This is a genomic window from Micromonospora sp. WMMD967 (genome assembly GCF_029626165.1).
Classification (GTDB): Bacteria; Actinomycetota; Actinomycetes; order Mycobacteriales; family Micromonosporaceae; genus Micromonospora; species Micromonospora taraxaci.
Genome location: NZ_JARUBK010000001.1, coordinates 5,191,356 through 5,209,460, shown reverse-complemented (window position 1 = coordinate 5,209,460; position 18,105 = coordinate 5,191,356). Strand labels below are relative to the sequence as shown.

Here is an 18,105-nt window from a genome sequence, read left to right as displayed (position 1 = left end):
GTCAGCCTCCGATCGTCTCGGTCTCGGTGCCGCCGGCCCACTGGCTCAGCTTGAACACCACGAATTCGGCGGGCTTGACGACGGCGATGCCGATGTGGGCGATCACCATGCCGGCGTCGCGTACGTCCGCCGGGTTGGTCTCCTCGTCGCACTTGACGAAGAACGCCTCCTCGGGGCTGCGCCCCAGCAACGCGCCGTCGCGCCACACCCGGGTGAGGAACGCCCCGATGTCGCGTCGGATCGAGCGCCACAGGGTGAAGTCGTTGGGTTCGAACACCATCCACCGGGTGCCGTTGGCGATGGCCTGTTCGATGGCGATGCTGAGCCGCCGTACGTTGAGGTAGCGCCACTCGCTGGCCTCGGCGGCGAGCGTACGGGCGCCCCAGACCCGGATGCCCTCCCCGGCGAAGTACCGGATCACGTTGACGCCCTTGGGGTTGAGCACGTCGTGTTCGGGTCGGGTGACCAGGTAGCCCAGGTCGACGGCGCCGCGTACGGGTTCGTTGGCCGGTGCCTTGTGCACGCCGCGCAGGGCGTCGGTGCGGGCCCAGATGCCCGCCAGGTGCCCGCTGGGCGGGGTGAGTTCCAACTCGCCGCTGATCGGGTCGCGTACCCGCAGCCAGGGGTAGTAGAAGGCCCCGAACTCGGACTGCCGTGGCCGGTAGGCCGCGCCCTCGTGCCCGCCGGAGCCGCCCGGCTGGGCCGAGCCGCCGCCCGGGCCGCCCGAGCCGCCGCCCGTACCCCCGTCGGGCTTGGGGGGTTTGCCGGAGGACGGTGTGGCGACGCGGGTCAACGCGGAGATGTCGTCGATGTCCGGTGCCGGGTCGCAGATCGCGACCATGGTGCGGGTTCGTTCGGCCATGCTGAGCAGCGCCTCGTGCGACACCGGGTCGTGGAAGCCGGGGGCGGCGATGATGGAGATCTCGTCGACGGCTTCCAGGAGTTGCAGGCCACCGCGTCGCTGCCCGGTGCCGGTGATCGCGCCGCCCTCGCCGACGTTGACGACCCAGCAGCGGGCGCCCCCGTTGTCGAGGAAACCGAAGACCGCCCGGGCGAGCGGGGTGCTCTCCACCCGCTCACCGCCGGCGAAGAGCCGCAGGAACTCCGTCCAGTTGTTGACCGGCACCGCCTTGCCCAGGTGGGCGGAGCGGTCCGGGGCGACGCCGACGAACGCGGCGATGCTGGTGCTCGCCGGGCCGATCGGTCGAGCGCCGCTGGGGACCTCCTCGACATAGATGCCGGGGGAGAAGTAGCTGGGCATCGGTCCTCCTGTGCGGGTGGGCGTCAGTGGGTCGGTGGCGCGCAGACGATGACGAGGTCGGGTTCGGTGGGGTCGACGTCGGCGGTGAGGACGAGCCCGCGACCGGTCAGCCGGAGCCGGACCGGACCCGGGTGGTCGGGGTCGTGCGGGACGCCGGCGATCACGAACCGGCCGTCGGGGTCGGTGCGGGTCGCGGATCCGGTGGCGGGAAGCTCGACCCGCATCGCGGCGAGCGGTTGGTCCTCGGGGCCGACCACCCGGCCGGCGAGGGCGCGCACCCCGAGTTGCCGCAGCCGCAACGGTTGCAGGACCGGCGGCGCGGCCGGGGTGGGATGGTCCACCTGCGCGGGTACGTCGATCAGCAGCGCCGGGCGCGGCACCGCCCCGAACGCGGTCCAGAGTGGCGGGTCACCGGCCTCCAGGACGACCGGATACCTGCCATCGGTGGTCGCGGCGGTGAGCACCCGGTCCAGCCGCGGCAACCCGGCCGGACCGGTCACGCAGAGCAGATAGCGGACCGTGAACCGGTACGGTTCGCGGACCGCGCCGCTGGAGCGGGTCTGCCGGGCCGGGCGCAACTCTAGCGGCCAGAGGGTGAGGCCGGCGGCGTCGCCGTCGGTGCGGGGCGGACCGACCGGGACGGGTTCCCCCACCGCGCCGGTCAGCCAGGAGGCCAACTCGGCGGTGGCCGTCTCGATCGGGCCGCGCCCATCGGTGGTCATCGCGGCGGCGTCCCCTGGATCCGGTACGCGATGGCCTCGTTCCACACGTGCGGGTAGACGCCGATCTCGAAGTACCTGGTGAACCGGTTGATCGGGGCGTTGGTGTGGTCGTGGTACAGCAACCACACCGGGGCGATGGTGAACAGCACGTAGTTCGCCAGCACCAGCGGGATGTAGAGCGGCCCGAGAAGGCGGCCCTGGAAGATGTGCACGTCCTCGTGCCGTTGGATGCCCGAGCTGGCGCCGGCGCAGACGGTGCCGATGGTGGTGGCGTAGCGGGGCGAGACCCCCTCCACCACGCAGACCCGTCCGCTGCCGGCCGAGGTGGGCCGGTCCAGCGAGTGCCCGAAGATCAGGTGCACGGCCAGGTAGATGGCCCCGACGACAGTGTTGAGCAGGCTCCAGGTGTGGTCGACGACGAAGAGGAAGATGCCGCGCGCGTCCGGCGCGTACACCCCGGCGGAGGTCACCGCCCAACCGAAGACCGCGCCGACCAGTAGGCCGACGACAGCGCCGATCAGCAGGCCGATCGTGCCGCCGGCGAGGAAGCCGAGAAGGGCGCCGAGGATGACCTGGATCGCCGCGCTGAGAATTCCGAAGACCATGACGTCACCCCTCAGACCCAGGAGCGGACAAAACGGGGTTCGCGGCCCTGCGCGACCTGAGTCGGCGACGCTTGGGTCGCCTGCCGGTTACCGGGTGGGATCTGGTTGATGCCGAGCGCGGCGGAGAAGATCACCAGCGCGTTGAAGAACGCGATGACCCACTTCTCGCCGCCGGCCTCGTCGGCGAACGCCGCTGTCACGTAGGCCAGCAGGAGCGCGATGCCGATGGCGATCCACTTGCGGGCCTTGTCGCCGCTGGGGCCGATGAGTCCGCCGATGACGTTCGTGGCCAGGAGGGTGGCGGCGCTGGCACCGGCGATGCTGCCCAGGGCTGCCCAGGTGAAGAGATCGTTCACGGCGATCCCCCTTTTCTGCGATGGTGCGACCGGGATGTGGTGGTGGTGAGGTTCGGTGCTCCCACCGGGAGCACCGGGCCGGTCGCCGTCGTCTCGGGGGCGGCCGGAGCCGGGCGCGGCCGGCGGCGCCGGCCACCAGGTGGATCAGCCGGGCCCCGGGGCGCCGGCGGGCGGGCCCGCCGGGGTCGGGCCGGGCGCAGCCGGCACGGTGGGCTGACGGCGGCGCAGCAGGAGTACGCCCACCACGGCGAGCAGCAGCAGAAGGAGTACGCCGCCGCCGACCAGCAACCAGGGGACGCCGCCTCCGTCGTCGCCTGCGGCAGCCGGTGAGGCGGACGGGCGAGGTGGCGCCTCGGCCACGGCCCGCAGTTCGGTCGGCTTGTCCTGGTTGGCGTCGACCTTCCAGCTCACCGAACGGCCGTTGACAGTGCCATTGCTGTCGATCACGCGGCCGGGGAATGTCACCGAGATCTCGAACGACATGAGCTTGAGGAACGCCTGCTGTTGCTGCGGATTCTGTTGCGTGACCTTTCCGCCGTATTTCTTCGGGTCCAGCGGCAGTGTGAAACGGTAGAGATCGCCGTCCCGGACCAGCTTCACGCTCTCCGTGTCGAAACCGGCCAGCGGCGCCTTGCGATAACTGATCTGGGAGCCGTAGAAAGTGTCGTCCTGGTAAAGGGTCTCTTCGCCGGCGGGCAGCGCGGGAATGCTCTGCCGCAGCTCCGCGAAGGCGGCCGGGACGTTCTTGTTCCGGGCGCTCAACACCTGCTTCTGCGCCGTCAGCAGCAGTTGGCCGTCGACTGTGTCGTCGGCGTTGACGGTGAGGCCCATGTTGAGTTGCATGCAACCGCTGAGCGCGGCGAGAAGAATGAGACACACCGCGACGCGGAGTGCCTTACCGCGGTTGACTCTCCTGTTCATGGGCTCAGTGTGTGTGATCGCTTTCACACCAGCAGTCAGCGATCGGTCACAAGACAGTCGCCGATTGTACGGGCGCGCTGTCGCCTTCGAACGAGTCCGCCCCCAGCTTCGATAAATACATTGGAGTGTTGGGGTTCCCCCCCGTCGACCACGGGGTCGGCTCAGCCCACCGGGGGTCTCCAGTCCGCGTAGCGGGCCATGCTCCGCAGGGCGGCCCGGGCCGGGGTGAGGCGCAACGCGTTGTCCCGTACCGCGACGGCGATCGGGTTGCGCAGTTGCTGGCCGAAACGACCGGCGATGAAGGAGGCCCGGGCAACGGCCTGGCTACGTGGTCGACGCTGCTCGTCGTACGCGGCCAGCGCGGCGGGCACCGCGGTGGCGCCGGCGGAGCAGACGGCCCCCAGCACCACCGCGTCCTCGATCGCCTGCCCGGCGCCCTGCCCCAGGTTGGGTGTCATCGCGTGGGCGGCGTCGCCGAGCAGCGCGACCCGTCCCCGCACGTACGTGGGCAGCGGCGCGGCCAGGTGGTGGATGTCGTTGCGCAGGACGACTCCGGGTGGGGTCGCCGCCATCAGCGCCGGGATGGGGTCATGCCAGTCGCCGAAGCGCTCCCGCAGGGCCGCCAGTTCGTCGAGGGCGTGGCCGCCGGGTGGCGCGTTCAGCGCGGCGTACCAGTAGAGCTGGCCGTCGCCGATCGGCACCATGCCGAACTCGGCGCCCGGTCCCCAGGTGATCGCGGCCGGGACCGGGTCGGGAAACGCGATCGCCGCTCGCCAGGCCGTCGATCCGGCGTACACCGGGCCGGGGTGTCGCGGCCAGAGCTGGGCGCGGACCCGGCTGCGCAGGCCGTCGGCGCCGACCACCAGATCGGCGCGGAGGGTCTGCGGCCCGTGCGGGCCCTGGTAGCGCACCTCGGCGTGGTCGGGGCCGGACTCGACGTGCTCCACAGTGGCGTCGGTGTGCAGGGACGAGGCGGGCAGGGCCTCGCGCAGGGTGCGGTGCAGGGTGGCCCGGTGCACACCGAGGGCTGTGGTGCCCAGCTGCCTGACCATCTCGGTGGCGTCCACCCGGGACAGCCACCGCCCGTGCCGGTCGCGGATCCCGCCGGGTGCCTCGCCGTGCCCACCGTCGCGCAGGGCCGGGCCGAGGCCGAGGGCGTCCAGCCCGCGCACCGCGTTGGCCATCAGGCTCAGACCGGCGCCGACCTCGCGCAGCTCGGCGGCGCGTTCCAGCACCGTGACCCGCCAGCCGTGCCGGTGCAGGGCGAGCGCCGCGCTCAGCCCGCCGATGCCGCCGCCCACGACCACCGCGTGTGAGTCGTCCATCTCGATCCACCCTTCTACACCTGTAGAAAGAGGATACTACCTGCGGACCTCGGAGAGGGGGAGTGCCGTGACGGCCCGGACGAACCGGATCGCGCTGCTGACCGACGCCGCCATCGAGCTGATCGCCGACGGTGGCATGCGAGCGCTGACGCACCGGGCGGTCGACGGGCGCGCGGGAATGCCTCCCGGTACCACCTCCGCGTACCTGCGGACCCGCCAGGCGCTGATCGAGGCCGTGGTGGGACGGCTCGCCGACCGGGACCGGGCCGACCTGGCGGCGTACGACCTGCCGACCGGGCCACCGCCCCCGACCCCCGCCCCCCGGCTCGACGGCACCGACCTCGACCTGCTCGCCGCCGGCATCGCCGAGGTGCTCGACAGGTGGTTGAGCACCGGGCGTAGCCGGACCCTGGCCCGGTACGCCTGCCTGCTGGAGGCGGTGCACCGGCCCGAGTTGCGGGGCATCCTGCACCACGGCACCGGTTTGCGGGTGCAGGCCCGGGACTTGCTGGCCCGCGCCGGGGCCACCGATCCCGACCGACAGGGCGACCAGTTCGTCGCGTTCGTGGACGGGCTCCTCTTCGACCGGCTGGTCGGCGCGGGCGCGCTCACCGCCCCACCGCCCGGCAGCCCGGCCAGTCGTACCGACCTGGGCTTCGCAGTCCGCACGCTGCTTCGTGCCCTGACCGGAAGCTGACCGCGCGTGTTCTCGAAACGGGTGACGGCACGGTTCGGCGCGTTGCGGACGGCCGGCGGGCGGCTCCGGCACGGCTGGCGGCCGGTGCTGGAGGCCACCGTCGCCGCGACGGTGGCCTGGCTGCTGGCCACCCGGTTGCTCGGGCATCCGCAACCCTTCTTCGCGCCGGCCGCCGCGCTGATCGTCCTCGGCCAGACCCGGGGCCAACGCATCCGTCGGGCCGTCGAGGTCGTCCTCGGCGTCGCCGCCGGGGTGCTCGTCGCGGACCTGGTGGTGCAGGCGCTCGGCCCGGGAAGCACCTGGACGGTCTTCACCGTCATCCTGCTCACCGTCCTGCTCGCGGTGGCCTTCGGCGCCACCGGCGTGACGCTCGTGCAGGCGGCGGTCTCGGCGCTCTACCTGGTGGTGGTCGCCCCGCCGGACGGGACGTTGGTGCCGTTCCGCTTCGTCGACGCTCTCATCGGGGGTGTGGTCGCGCTCGCGGCCAGCCTGCTGGTCGACGCCCGTCGCCCGCTGGCTCCGCTGGTCGCCGAGGTCCGACGGGCCTTCGACGAGTTGGCCGGGCTGCTCGGCGGGATCGCGGACGCCCTCGACCGCCGCGACGAGGACGCCGCGGTCACCGCGTTGACCCGAGCCCGGGGGATGGATGCCCGCGTCGACGGGTTACGCGACGGAGTGCTCGCCGCCGGCGAAGCGCTGCGGCTCAACGTCCGTCGACGACGCCACATCGGTCGGCTGCGCTCGGTGGACCAGTCGATCCGGCAGACCGACTACGCCGTCCGCAACGTCCGGGTGCTGGCCCGCGCCGGCGTGACGCTCAGCCGGCTGCACACCCCCGTCCCGCCCGAGCTGGGTGTCGCCCTGCGGTCGCTGGCCGAGGCGGTCCGCCACGCCGGCGCCGCCCTCGCCGCCGACCTGAACGGCCAGGACGACAACGCCGACCAGCACGCCGCGCGGGCCGACGAGGCGGCGCTGGCCGCCGTGCACACCGCTGGGCAGCTCTTCGGTGCCACCCAGACGCTCCCGCTGGCAATGATCATCGGGCAGGTCCGGGCCACGGCCATCGACCTGCTGCGCGGCGTCAACCCCGAGGACGATGCCGCCGTCCTCGCCCGCGTCGACGAAGCCCTCGGCCTCCCCGCCGTCTGATCGGGCCGTCGGCCCCGCCACCCACCGAACCGCCGGTCAGGCGCTGGCCCGGGCCACCAGGGCGGACGGGAAGAGGGTCACCGGCGCGGCCGGACGTCCGTCCAGCAGGGCGGTGGCCGCGGCGGCGGCGATCCGCCCCACCGGGTGGCTCGCCGTGGTCAACGTCGGGGCGGTCAGCCCGGCCAGAGGGATGTCGTCGAACCCGGCCACCGCGACGTCGCCGGGCACCCGCACCCCGGCGTCGCGCAGGCCGGCGATCACCCCGAGCGCGGTGTCGTCGCTGATCGCGTAGATCGCGTCGACGTCCGGCCACTGACGCAGCACCACGTCGGCCGCCGCCCGGCCGCACGCCGCCGTGAAGTCGCCGGGCAGCACCCGCTCCGGCATGCCGGCCTGACGCATCAGCCGGCGGTACGTCTCCACGGGACGTTGCGCGCACGGCAACCACCGGGGGCCGGCCACCATGGCGATGCGGCGTCGACCGGTGGCGTACAGATGGCGCAGCACCGCCTCGGACCCGGCGACGTTGTCGACGTCGAACGACGGCACGCTCGCCGAGCCGACGCCGATCGAGACGACCCGCCCCCGCAGCGACCGGGGCACCGACTCCAGCAGCTCCTCCGTGGTGTTGACCAGGATCACCCCGCACACGCTGCGATCGTCGAGCCGGGCCAGCCCGCCCGGGTCGTTCAGCGGCAGCCAGTGCAACGCCACACCGACACCGGCGGGCGTGCACACCCGGGCCGCCGAACCGACGACCTGGTGCACGTACGGGTCGTCCAGCACGGCCGCGCTGGCACCCAGCACCGCCACGACCATCCGTACGCCGCCGCCGCGGACCAGCGCCCGGGCAGCCGGGTTGGGCACGTAGCCGAGCTGGTCGACAGCCGCCGCGACCAGTTCCCGGGCCGTCGGCGAGGCGAACCCCGTGCCGGCGATCACCCGCGACGCGGTGGACCGGGACACCCCGGCGACCCGCGCGACGTCCTCGAGAGTTGCCGGTCGGTGTGCCGCTGTCGTCATCGTCGCCTCCCCGCCGAGGCCCGCCCGGTCGGACAAACGCCTGCTCACATCATGCCCCGGCGGACACATCAGCGGTAAGGGGCGGTTGCCGGTTGTGGTGGTAGCGCTCTCAGGTGTGCGATCGTCCCAGGAGATCACCCCGAGGAAGAGGACCCACCCCGTGAGCGCCCCCACCAGTCGACCCGTAGCCCCGGCCGCCGTGCCGTCCGCGAAAGCGGTGCTGCTCGCCAGAAACGGTGTCGCGGCCACCTTCACCCTCAACGGGCTCGCGGTCGGCAGCTGGTTCTCCCGGGTACCGGCGGTCCGCGAGGCGTTGGACCTCTCCGCCGGCCGGCTCGGGCTGCTGCTGCTGGCCATGAGCGTCGGCGCGCTGCTCGCCATGCCCACCGCCGGGCTGCTCGCCCAGCGTCTCGGTGCGGCCCGCACCGTCACCCTCGCCACCGGGGTGGTCGCGGTCGGTCTGACCGTGGCGGGGCTGGGTGCCACGATGACCGGGTCGTTCGCCGTCGTCGCCGTGGGCCTCGTCGCGTTCGGCTACGGCTCCGGCGCCTGTGACGTGGCGATGAACGTCGAGGGCGCGGCGGTGGAGCGTCGGCTCGGCCGCACGATCATGCCTCGTTTCCACGCGGGATGGAGCCTCGGATCGGTGGCCGGAGCGGCGCTCGGCGCCGGGGCGGCCCGGTTCGACGTGGCGGTGGGCACGCACCTCGTCGCGGTGGCGGTGGTCGTGTTGACCGGCACGGTGCTCGCCGCCCGGACGTACCTGCCCCAGGGCGTCGACGCCACCGGCGACCCGGCGGACGCCACCCCGGCCGCCCGCCGTCGGGCGCAACTCGCCGCCTGGCGGGAGCCGCGCACCCTGCTGATCGGGCTCTTCGTGCTGGTGGCGGCGTTCACCGAGGGAGCCGCCAACGACTGGCTGGCCGTCGCGTTCATCGACGGACGGGACCTCAGCGAGGCCGCCGGCGCGGCCGTCTTCGCGGTCTTCGTCGTGGGCATGACCGTCGGGCGCACCGCCGGCACCATCGCGCTGGACCGGTGGGGTCGGGTGCCGGTGCTCAGCGGCACCATCGGGCTCGCCGTGGTCGGCGCCGGCCTGGCCGTGCTGGCCGGCTCCGGGCCGGTGGCCGTCGTCGGCGTCGCGCTGTGGGGCCTCGGCGCGTCGCTGGGCTTCCCGGTCGGCATGAGCGCTGCCGCCGACGACGAGGCGCACGCGGCGGTGCGGGTGAGCGTCGTCGCGGTGATCGGCTACACCGCGTTCCTCGGTGGCCCTCCGCTGCTGGGGCTGCTCGGCGACGAGGTCGGCACCCTGCGGGCCCTGCTGGTGGTGCCGCTGCTGTTGCTGCCGACACTGCTGCTGGTGCCGGTGCTGCGCCCGCCGCACGCCGTTTCGTCCGCCACTAAAAACTAACCCACGCCGCCGTCGAGCGGTATCGGGTGCGTGGCCGACTGCGTCACGTACCCGAGCTGGTTAGGGTCGCCCGATGCCAACCGACGAGATCACCGCCGCAGCGGCGGGCACCTGGACACTGGGCGACCGCACCGTGCGCCGGATGGGCTTCGGCTCCATGCGGATCACCGCCGACCCCGACCCGGCCCGGGCCGTCGCGCTGCTGCGCCGCGCCGTCGAGCTGGGCGTCAACCACATCGACACGGCCGCGTTCTACGTCTCGCCCGGCGGAACCCTGCGGGTCGGCACCGGCCCGGCCCGCTACGCCACCGAGCTGATCCGCGCGGCGCTCGCCCCGTACCCCCAGGACCTGGTCATCACCACCAAGGTCGGCTTCGGGTACGACAGGGAGGCGGGCTTCACCGAAGCGTTCACCCCGACGCAGTTGCGTGCCCAGGTGGAGGAGAACCTGCGTCGGCTCGGCCGCGACCACCTCGACGTGGTGAACCTGCGTCTCGGCCGAGGGCCCGGCGAGGTGCCGCTGACCGAGCGGTTCGGCGCGCTCGCCGACCTGCGTGCCGCCGGGCTGATCCGGCACCTCGGGCTCTCCAACGTCCGGCCCGAGCAGCTCGACGAGGTGGCGGGCATCGCGCCGGTGGTCTGCGTCCAGAACAACTACGGGGTGGACGCCTACCGGGAGCAGGACGCCGTCGTCCGGCTCTGCGGCGAAAGGGGCATCGCCTACGTGCCGTTCTTCGCGCTCGCCGGCACCGGCCGGGAGAAGGGCGCGACCGCCACCCAGGGCGAGGCCGTCGAGGTCGTCGCCCGTGCGCACGGTGTCACCGGGCACCAGGTACGCCTGGCGTGGACCCTGCACCAGGGCCCACACGTGCTGGCCATCCCGGGCACCGCGGACCCGCACCACCTGGAACAGAACATCGCCGCCGGAGCCCTGCGCCTGACCGCCGACGACCTGACCCGTCTTGCGTGATCGTCTGTCCCCCCACCGCTCAGGTCCGTACGACGTGCACGACGATCTCCTGACCGTCGCCCACGGTGCCGGTAAAGCCCTCCGACACCGCGTCCGCCACCGTCAGGCGGAGCGCGAGGGTCTCGTGCGCGATGAGCTTCCGATGCGCGGAGATCGCCGCCGCGACATCGGCGGGCGCGGCGATCGACACCGTGATCCGGTCGGAGACCTCCAGACCAGCCTCGCGGCGGGCCTGCTGGACGATGCGGACGACGTCGCGAGCGACGCCCTCGGCTGCCAACTCCGGGGTGATCCCGGTGTCCAGCGCGATGGTCACTCCGCGCTGGGACTCCACCACCCAACCGGTGCGCGGCACCTCCGTGACCAGGATGTCGTCCAGACCCACCTCGACCAGTTCGCCGTCGACCGACAGCGGGTACGTCCCGTTCGCCCGGACACCGTCGACCAGATCCCGCGCGGACACACCGGCGACGGCCTTCGCGACCTGCTGGGTACGGTTGCCGAACCGGCGACCCAGTGTCCGGAAGTTCGCCTTGACCCGCACGTCGATGACTCCGCTCTGGGAGTCGAGCGGCTGGAGGACCTTGACGTTCAACTCGTCGCCGATGTCGTCCAGCAACGCCTGCGGGAGCACCGTGCCGGCCGGCAGTCCCACGAGCGCCCGACTCAACGGCTGACGGATCCGCAGGCTGCTCGCCTTACGGGCGGACCGGCCCGCCTCGGCCAACGCCCGCGCCGTGGCCACCTGGGCCGACAGCTCCGTGCTGATCACCGTGGTGTCGGGCATGGGCCAGGTCGCCAGGTGCACCGACTCCGGTGCCGACGCGGCCCCGCGCCGGATGACCTGCTGCCACACCTCCTCCGTGATGAAGGGGATGAACGGCGCGAGAAGCCGCGTGAGGATGTCGAGGCACTCGTACAGGGTGGTGAGGGCGTCGGTGTCGCCCTCCCAGAAACGCTGCCGCGAGCGCCGCACGTACCAGTTCGACAGGTCGTCGATGAAGTCGGCGAGCAGCCGGCCGGCGCGGGCCGTGTCGTAGTTGCGCATCCGTTCGTCCACGGCGGCGGCGAGGGCGTGGACCTCGCCGACGATCCACCTGTCCAGCACCGGTCGTCGGGCGACCGGCTGGGCCAGGTGCGGCGTCCACGTCGCGTTCGCCGCGTACAGGGAGAAGAACGCGGCGGTGTTCCAGTAGGTCATCAACACCTTGCGGACGATCTCGTCGAGCGGACCGGGACCGATCCGGCGCGGCGACCACGGTGAGCCGGAGCACGCCATGAACCAGCGCACCGCGTCGGCGCCGTGGGTGTCCATCAACGGGATCGGCAGCAGGATGTTGCCCAGGTGTTTGCTCATCTTGCGGCCGTCCTCGGCCAGGATGTGCCCCAGGCAGACGACGTTCTCGTACGGGGACCGGTCGAAGACCAGGGTGCCCACCGCCATCAGCGTGTAGAACCAGCCCCGCGTCTGGTCGATCGCCTCGCAGATGTACTGGGCCGGGTAACTGCGCTCGAAGATCTCCTCGCTGCCCGGCACGTGGGGGTAGCCCAACGACGCGAACGGCATCGCCCCGGAGTCGTACCAGGCATCGATCACCTCGGGAACCCGGGTGGCGGTCCGGCCACAGTCCGGGCACGCGAAGGTGATCTCGTCGACGTACGGGCGGTGCGGATCCAGCTCGGACAGGTCGGCGCCGGCCAGCTCCCCGAGCTCGGCGCGGGAGCCCACCGCTGTCACGTGGTCGTCCGGGCACCGCCACAGCGGCAACGGGGTGCCCCAGTAACGGGAACGGGACACCGCCCAGTCGATGTTGTTCTTCAGCCAGTCGCCGTACCGGCCGTGTTTGATGTGCTCCGGGAACCAGTTCGTGTTCTCGTTCTCCCGGGTCAGCTGGTCGCGTACCTCCGTGGTCCGGATGTACCAGGACGGCTGCGCGTAGTACATCAGCGGGGTGTGGCAACGCCAGCAGTGCGGGTAGGGGTGCTCGAACGGCTCGTGCCGGAACAACCGACCGGACTCCCGGAGCCGGTCGATGAGCAACGCGTCGGCGTCCTTGAAGAACACCCCGCCAACCAGGTCGATGTCGTCGGTGAACCGCCCGTTCGGGGCGACCGGGTTCACCAACGGCAACCCGTAGGCGCGGCAGACGGCGAGGTCGTCCGCCCCGAAGGCCGGCGCCTGGTGCACCAGGCCGGTGCCGTCCTCGGTGGTGACGTAGTCCGCGAGGACCACGCGGTGCGCGTCCGGGATCTCCACCAGGTCGAACGGTCGCTCGTAGCGCAACCCCTCCAGGGCCGATCCCGGCACCGTCGCCAGGATCTCCGCCTCCTCACCGAGGACCCGCCGGGCCAACGGCTCGGCGACGACGAACGTGCCCCGTTCGGTGCGGGCGAGCGCGTACATCACAGTGGGGTGGACGGCGACGGCGGTGTTGGACACCAGGGTCCACGGCGTGGTGGTCCAGATCAACAGCTCGACGTCGCGGTGTCCGGCCACGTCCTCGCGCAACGGAAACCGCACGTACACGGACGGGTCGGTGACCGTCTCGTACCCCTGCGCCACCTCGTGGTCGGACAGGGTCGTGCCGTCGCGGGTGCAGTACGGCGCCACCCGGAAGTCCTCCACCAGGCGCCCGCCGTCGTGGATCCGCTTCAGTGACCACCAGACACTGTCCACGTACTCCGGGGACATCGTCTGGTACGGGTGCTCCAGGTCGATCCAGTAACCCATCCGCTGGCTGAGCTGGACGAACTCGTCCACGTGCCGCAGCACCGAGGTGCGGCACAGGGCGTTGAACTCCGCCACACCCATCTTCTCGATGTCGGGCTTGCCCCTGAGCCCCAGCTCCTTCTCCACAGCGAGCTCGACCGGCAGGCCGTGGCAGTCCCACCCGGCGCGGCGGGGCACCGAGAAGCCCCGCATCGTCCGGTACCGGGGGAAGAGGTCCTTGAACACCCGCGCCTCGATGTGGTGGGTGCCCGGCGTGCCGTTGGCGGTCGGCGGTCCCTCGTAGAACACCCACGGCGGCCCGTCGGCCGTCCGTTCCAGGCTCCGGTCGAACACGTCGTTGGCCCGCCACCACTCGATGACCGCACGGTCCATCCCACCAAGGTCGATCCTGGTGGGCAGTGGCACGAATGGCGACTTCGATGGACCGTCCGGCACCGACGTTCTCCCTACACTCCACGTCCGCTCACGCGGGCATCAGCTCACTGCCCACGCGGGGACGAAGCGTCAGGCGTATGGCCAGAACTCCGCGGTACCACCCCGCTTGCGCCCCGGTGGTGCGGGCGCCGCTCGATTTCGCGACGTGACGTGCCGCGACGTCCGGTTCTACTGGGGCGTTGACGTGCCCGTTCTTCCGGAGGCTCCCCGGTGATGGCCGGATCGGTGCCGATGCCGTCGAGCATAGCCGTCCGTGCGCGGGGCCAGCGGCCTCACGTTCAGACAGGACGACCCTCACGTCCCAGGGTTACGTCCGACATTATTTCGTGGGAATTCTTGTTTGACCGTGACCAAAGTCTGACACATCGCTCCACCGGTCTCGCTTAGTGCGCAACGATACCGAGAAGTCGAGCCTACTTGAGCAGTAGTGCCTGACAGGATGAGCGGGAAGGTGGCTCATAACGCGAGGATGGCTTGCCTCTCGGGTTCTTGTGAAGAATGCGTTCGGCGTGTCGCGCAGCCACGGCCATTCCCGCCGCCCTTTGCATGAGGCGCCAGGCCGCGCGCCCTCTCGCACAACTCAAACCATGCCTACGGCTTCGTCTCCAGCTCAGCCCTAGGCGGTAGAAGCCGTTGAAGGATGGACGATGCGCGCGCATCTCAAAAGCTTGGCGGTCTTGGTCGTGCTCGCCCTCGTGGGCCTGATCGCGTTGCGGCACTGGGCATCCAGAGGGGAGGCTCCGGAGTCGAAGCCATTGTCGGCCGTCGAGATCGATGCCGTGATGGCAGAGGCGGACTATCGCCGGGTTGACATGCCGGACCTTGATACCAACATCCTTGGTGCCACTGCGGCCTACGCCTACAAGGGGCAAACTGGTCTGATTGTCCCGAAGTATCCAATGGTCGTGCTGTCTGGCGTGGTTCCTGTGCACATCGCGTTCCGCATCGGAATCTACGGTAAGTCGTGCTTTTCCAAACTGAAAATCGGACCACCCGTTACCGACAAAGAATGGCTCACCGCCCTCCGCGGGGTGTTTCCAGCCAGCGAGCCGGGGTGGAACGATGCGATGTGGGAGGACCCCACGAAACTCCCGTTTGTCACGCCCGTCATTCCATCTGGCCCGGGCAACGATCCCGACGGCGATGGTTGGCACTGCACGCCGGGCATATTCTATTGACGTCGTCAACCTGGTGAGGGTGCTCTGCGCGGATGTCCGGCGCCCTGAGGCCGGACACGTGGATGCTCCGGCCGCCCGACATTCCAGTCAACAGACCAACTACCGGCAGCGCCAGCATCACTATCAGCAACATGATCATTGCCTGGCGCGGAACGACCTCGGTGAAGCCGTCGGTAAGGTAATCAAAGTACCGGCCGGCGTCGCCAGCCACCGCTGCCGGCTCACTCAGCGTCCGATGCCCCAGCAGTGGCGTGAGCCAGCCCGTCATGGCCACCGCACCCACGGTGGTGGCCAGCCACACGACGGCCGCCGGTTGGTGTGAAGACGAATAGCCGAGCCGGCGGCCGCCCAGGCGAAGCAGCGACGTGCGCCAGGCCACGGCGCTCACCGCCGACCAGCAGACGAACAGCCACGCACCGACCAGGAGTAGCCCCGCGTACGCCAGACGAGCGGGCGGTTCCAGAACCGCCGCGTGCAGCAACCCGAACGCACCGGGGCCGAGCAGAGAGTCCTGCGGGGTAAGCAGTTCACCGCCCGCAAGTCCTGCGCCCAAGCTAAGGCCAAAGAGGTGAATTCGCCGCCACACGGCTGCGTCGGCGAGGGTCGTCAGTACCGCGCGCCAGACAAGCACGCCGACAGCTAGGCCGAACAGCGAGGTCAGCGGCGCGAGCGCGGGCACGGCCACCGCAGGCAAGGTCAAGGCGTCAGGGAGCAGACCGGTCGACCGTTCCACCGTGGAGAGAACGAGCAGACTGGGCATCCAGGTCAAGCCGACGATGAGTCCCAGCATCAAGGCCTGCGATGCAGGTAGCGGTTGAGCCCTCGGCCCGGAGCCCGGCGCACCCAGCGCGGCGGCCCGGAGCCACGGTTCAGGGTGCAGAACGATCAGGCCGTGGAGGAAACGGCGTATGCGGTGCCACCCGCTCTCCTCGTATTCGCGCGGTGCAAGCCGAGCGAAAGTGCGGCGTAGGGCGTCGTCAGCCCCCCAGGAGCCGGCGCGTAGGTCGGCCTCTAGTTCCCGTTCCCGCAGCACCGCGTGGTGGCAGAGCAGAACCACGACGGCGAGGATCCACACCTGCAGCAGAAGCCCGAAAGGACCGCCTCGAGAGAAGCTGGCATTACTCAACGCATCCTCGAACAGCAGCACGATCGGGATCAGGAACACGCCCACGAAGACCCGCCACAGCAGCACGGTGAAGTACGCGACGTCGATGTCGCGGTTTCTGACATGGGCCAACTCATGGAGAACCACGCCACGAAACTGGGCCGGATCGCGATCAGCCAAGGCAATCAGCCCTCGGTTGAGCGCGATGTAACGCCGCCCGGCATGGCCAAACGCGAGCCCCGTGACCCTAGGACTTGTCAGATCCACCACAAAACGCACCCGTACGCCGGCGATACTCCGTAGCTCCCGTAGCTGGGGGCCGACGCCGGGGAGGGTCTCCGCGTCCGACAGGCCCTCTCGGGTCAACCTCCAGTACGGCCAGACGAGATACGCCACGAGACAGGCCCCGAGCAACACCAGGGCGGCCAGAGGCAGGATCGGTGAGGGCAAGTCAGGTTGGGGGCGATTGAAGCAGTCCGGGTACCTGTCCGCCAGAGCCGCAACCTGCGAGGACCACGAGGGATCCGTCGGTCGGGGCAGCTTTAGCGGGCCTTGGCCCAGCAGTCCGAGTCGAACCTGCCAGCACTCGGTGCCGGGCTCGGGGAGGGGGATCTCCCGTGCGTTAGACGCCACTACCTCGGTCAACGCCGTAGCCGTGGCCAGTACGGCACAGACCAGTACACCGAATCGAGGGCCCAGCGCGGAAGGCAGCGACCATGGCGCGACAGCGCGCCGCGTGGCGATGTGCGGCGATCCGACCCCGGTCACGCCTCCTCGGACGGCGGATCGTTGTTGAGCGGCAGACCTAGCCGACCCACGATGGCGTCCGCCAGGATGTCGGCATCTCCTCGGTCCAGGCCGAAGTCTCGCGCGGTAGCCCGCGCGACCCGCCTGACCCGTCGGAGCTCTTCATCATTCAGAACAATGGCCACTGGGTCACCGGGCTGGCCGGCCTTCTTGTGAGCGCGCCGGGTGAACCACCGGCGAACGCGTTTCCGGGCGGCAGTGGACACCTCCTCACGCAACACCTCACCGGCCTGCTCGCCGACGAACACCAGAACCGCCTGCGCCGCGCCGATCGCCGCGAACGTCAGAACCGAGGTCGACTCGTCCCAGCCGAAACCCAGCATCTCCTCACTGCGGCTGACGCGCCGCCCGTGCGTCCGCCGCTGACTCGCCGCTACGGTGGCTTCCAGCAGCGGCAGTTCCTCAGGTGCTAGTCGGGCGACCGCAGGTCGAGCCAGGGCGACGATCTGAGCCTGCCTGTCGGCTTGCGTGGTCAGCTCCATACCCGGACGGTACTGACGCGGGGTACCTCGCGAATCCTGCGACTCGGCAGTAGCTGTGTCGAGAATGCGGCAGAGTGTGCTGCGCTCGTATGCTGGTCACACGCCGACACCGAGCCCCGCACCTGCCACTACCGACGACACGGCTCCCCCTGACCGAGTGCCGTTGCAGCACCAGGCGGGCCGTGCGCTCAGGGCGCGTAGACCAGGTCCATCGTGTCGGTGTGCCCGGACCAGCGCAGGTCGAGGCGCCAGCAACCAGCCTGGGGCACGTCGATGATCGACGGACCCGGACCGCCGGCGACCTCCCGGGTGACGGTGGTGTCGGTGCCGTCCAGCGTCGCGGTGATCACCAGGGTCGCGGGCGCGGTGGGGTCAGCGGACGTCGTGGAGGCCTGGGCCACCCACAGGATCTTGTTGTTCGACCCGTCCTCGCGGTGCTGCCGCAGCGGGTGAGCGAACAGCACCGCCACGATGTCGCCCTTCGCGCCGAAGACGTGCGGGACGCGGGCGTCACCGCTGAAACCGGCGTCCGCCCAGTCCGGCAGCGACCCCGTCTCGACCCGCGCCGCGCAGGCAGTGGGGGCGCTAACGGTGGTGGCGGCACCCGCCGTCGGCGCCGCGCCGCTGGTCGCGGTGGTGCACCCCGCCAGCAGGACCATCGAGAATGCCAGCGTCAATCTGCCCCAGGAAACCATCTCGACCCCTTCCGGTACCCGTCGACGACTCGTCACGTCTTTCCGACACCGCCCGGGCCTCCCGGGTTCCTACTGCGTCGTCGTTGCCCGGTGGTGCACCACCCGTGCGTGACGAGGCGCTAGTTGCCGACGCCGAGGCTCGACATGAACGCCGCCGGGTAACGGTCACCACGCGCGGCACCCTTCGGCACGGCCGCTGCTGGTGCTGACGCCGGCCGACGCCGAGTCCCGG

The 18,105-nt window shown here is 71.0% G+C and carries 16 protein-coding genes; 5 read left to right on the top strand and 11 right to left on the bottom strand.

The window, feature by feature from the left end; translation table 11 throughout:
• Position 1: 1 nt before the first annotated feature.
• The 6 genes from O7631_RS23610 to O7631_RS23585 form a co-directional block, all read right to left on the bottom strand.
• Entirely contained in the window at positions 2-1,261 is a 1,260-nt protein-coding gene (locus O7631_RS23610; RefSeq protein WP_278146224.1) for a phage tail sheath subtilisin-like domain-containing protein, read from the bottom strand.
• A 23-nt stretch (positions 1,262-1,284) separates the two neighbouring features.
• The gene (locus tag O7631_RS23605; protein ID WP_278146223.1) at positions 1,285-1,983 is read right to left on the bottom strand and encodes a carboxypeptidase-like regulatory domain-containing protein; all 699 of its coding nucleotides are present in this window, start codon (positions 1,981-1,983) and stop codon (positions 1,285-1,287) included.
• On the bottom strand, positions 1,980-2,588 hold the full coding sequence (locus O7631_RS23600; RefSeq protein ID WP_278146222.1) for a glycine zipper family protein: 609 nt from the start codon (positions 2,586-2,588) through the stop codon (positions 1,980-1,982). Before O7631_RS23600 ends, O7631_RS23605 begins: the two co-directional genes overlap by 4 nt.
• Before the next feature lie 11 nt (positions 2,589-2,599).
• A complete protein-coding gene (locus O7631_RS23595; protein WP_278146221.1) occupies positions 2,600-2,944 on the bottom strand; it encodes a hypothetical protein in 345 nt (114 codons plus the stop codon).
• A 144-nt stretch (positions 2,945-3,088) separates the two neighbouring features.
• Positions 3,089-3,865 (bottom strand): DUF3153 domain-containing protein, encoded by a 777-nt coding sequence (locus O7631_RS23590; RefSeq protein WP_278146220.1) that lies wholly within the window; start codon positions 3,863-3,865, stop codon positions 3,089-3,091.
• A 161-nt stretch (positions 3,866-4,026) separates the two neighbouring features.
• The gene (locus O7631_RS23585; protein ID WP_278146219.1) at positions 4,027-5,190 is read right to left on the bottom strand and encodes an FAD-dependent oxidoreductase; all 1,164 of its coding nucleotides are present in this window, start codon (positions 5,188-5,190) and stop codon (positions 4,027-4,029) included.
• A 67-nt stretch (positions 5,191-5,257) separates the two neighbouring features.
• On the opposite strand from O7631_RS23585, the gene O7631_RS23580 reads away from it, so the two are divergent.
• Positions 5,258-5,887 carry a TetR/AcrR family transcriptional regulator gene (locus tag O7631_RS23580; RefSeq protein ID WP_278146218.1) on the top strand — a complete coding sequence of 210 codons (630 nt, stop codon included), beginning with the start codon at positions 5,258-5,260 and terminating at the stop codon, positions 5,885-5,887.
• 6 nt (positions 5,888-5,893) lie between these two features.
• Positions 5,894-7,036: an FUSC family protein gene (locus tag O7631_RS23575; RefSeq protein WP_278146217.1), complete on the top strand. Its 1,143-nt coding sequence runs from the start codon at positions 5,894-5,896 to the stop codon at positions 7,034-7,036.
• 36 nt (positions 7,037-7,072) lie between these two features.
• On the opposite strand, the gene O7631_RS23570 is transcribed toward O7631_RS23575, so the two are convergent.
• Positions 7,073-8,059, bottom strand: a complete 987-nt coding sequence (locus O7631_RS23570) for a LacI family DNA-binding transcriptional regulator (RefSeq protein WP_278146216.1) — start codon at positions 8,057-8,059, stop codon at positions 7,073-7,075.
• Between the two features lie 160 nt (positions 8,060-8,219).
• Between O7631_RS23570 and O7631_RS23565 the strand changes: the two genes are divergently transcribed.
• Together O7631_RS23565 and O7631_RS23560 are read left to right on the top strand one after the other, a co-directional pair.
• Entirely contained in the window at positions 8,220-9,470 is a 1,251-nt protein-coding gene (locus O7631_RS23565) for an MFS transporter (protein ID WP_278146215.1), read from the top strand.
• A 73-nt stretch (positions 9,471-9,543) separates the two neighbouring features.
• A complete protein-coding gene (locus tag O7631_RS23560; protein WP_278146214.1) occupies positions 9,544-10,440 on the top strand; it encodes an aldo/keto reductase in 897 nt (298 codons plus the stop codon).
• Positions 10,441-10,459: 19 nt separating this feature from the next.
• Here the strand turns inward: O7631_RS23560 and ileS are convergent, their stop codons facing one another.
• Positions 10,460-13,576 carry an isoleucine--tRNA ligase gene (ileS, locus tag O7631_RS23555; RefSeq protein WP_347403543.1) on the bottom strand — a complete coding sequence of 1,039 codons (3,117 nt, stop codon included), beginning with the start codon at positions 13,574-13,576 and terminating at the stop codon, positions 10,460-10,462.
• A gap of 677 nt (positions 13,577-14,253) precedes the next feature.
• On the opposite strand from ileS, the gene O7631_RS23550 reads away from it, so the two are divergent.
• Entirely contained in the window at positions 14,254-14,784 is a 531-nt protein-coding gene (locus O7631_RS23550) for a hypothetical protein (RefSeq protein WP_278146212.1), read from the top strand.
• On the opposite strand, the gene O7631_RS23545 is transcribed toward O7631_RS23550, so the two are convergent.
• The 3 genes from O7631_RS23545 to O7631_RS23535 all read right to left on the bottom strand — a co-directional run bounded on the left by O7631_RS23545 (position 14,714) and on the right by O7631_RS23535 (position 17,873).
• Positions 14,714-16,168 (bottom strand): M56 family metallopeptidase, encoded by a 1,455-nt coding sequence (locus O7631_RS23545; protein ID WP_278146211.1) that lies wholly within the window; start codon positions 16,166-16,168, stop codon positions 14,714-14,716. The two genes, O7631_RS23550 and O7631_RS23545, sit on opposite strands and share 71 nt — an antisense overlap.
• A gap of 485 nt (positions 16,169-16,653) precedes the next feature.
• Positions 16,654-17,178 (bottom strand): hypothetical protein, encoded by a 525-nt coding sequence (locus O7631_RS23540; protein ID WP_278146210.1) that lies wholly within the window; start codon positions 17,176-17,178, stop codon positions 16,654-16,656.
• A gap of 188 nt (positions 17,179-17,366) precedes the next feature.
• Complete coding sequence (locus O7631_RS23535; RefSeq protein ID WP_278146209.1) at positions 17,367-17,873, bottom strand: hypothetical protein; 507 nt, start codon at positions 17,871-17,873, stop codon at positions 17,367-17,369.
• Positions 17,874-18,105 lie beyond the last annotated feature (232 nt).

Bases quoted from the DNA above. Each gene is read 5' to 3' on its own strand.
- O7631_RS23550 (WP_278146212.1), top strand. From the start codon at position 14,254: ATGCGCGCGCATCTCAAAAGCTTGGCGGTCTTGGTCGTGCTCGCCCTC.
- O7631_RS23600 (WP_278146222.1), bottom strand. From the start codon at position 2,588: ATGGTCTTCGGAATTCTCAGCGCGGCGATCCAGGTCATCCTCGGCGCC.
- O7631_RS23585 (WP_278146219.1), bottom strand. From the start codon at position 5,190: ATGGACGACTCACACGCGGTGGTCGTGGGCGGCGGCATCGGCGGGCTG.
- O7631_RS23560 (WP_278146214.1), top strand. From the start codon at position 9,544: ATGCCAACCGACGAGATCACCGCCGCAGCGGCGGGCACCTGGACACTG.
- O7631_RS23590 (WP_278146220.1), bottom strand. From the start codon at position 3,865: ATGAACAGGAGAGTCAACCGCGGTAAGGCACTCCGCGTCGCGGTGTGT.
- O7631_RS23540 (WP_278146210.1), bottom strand. From the start codon at position 17,178: ATGGAGCTGACCACGCAAGCCGACAGGCAGGCTCAGATCGTCGCCCTG.
- O7631_RS23605 (WP_278146223.1), bottom strand. From the start codon at position 1,983: ATGACCACCGATGGGCGCGGCCCGATCGAGACGGCCACCGCCGAGTTG.
- O7631_RS23570 (WP_278146216.1), bottom strand. From the start codon at position 8,059: ATGACGACAGCGGCACACCGACCGGCAACTCTCGAGGACGTCGCGCGG.
- O7631_RS23535 (WP_278146209.1), bottom strand. From the start codon at position 17,873: ATGGTTTCCTGGGGCAGATTGACGCTGGCATTCTCGATGGTCCTGCTG.
- O7631_RS23610 (WP_278146224.1), bottom strand. From the start codon at position 1,261: ATGCCCAGCTACTTCTCCCCCGGCATCTATGTCGAGGAGGTCCCCAGC.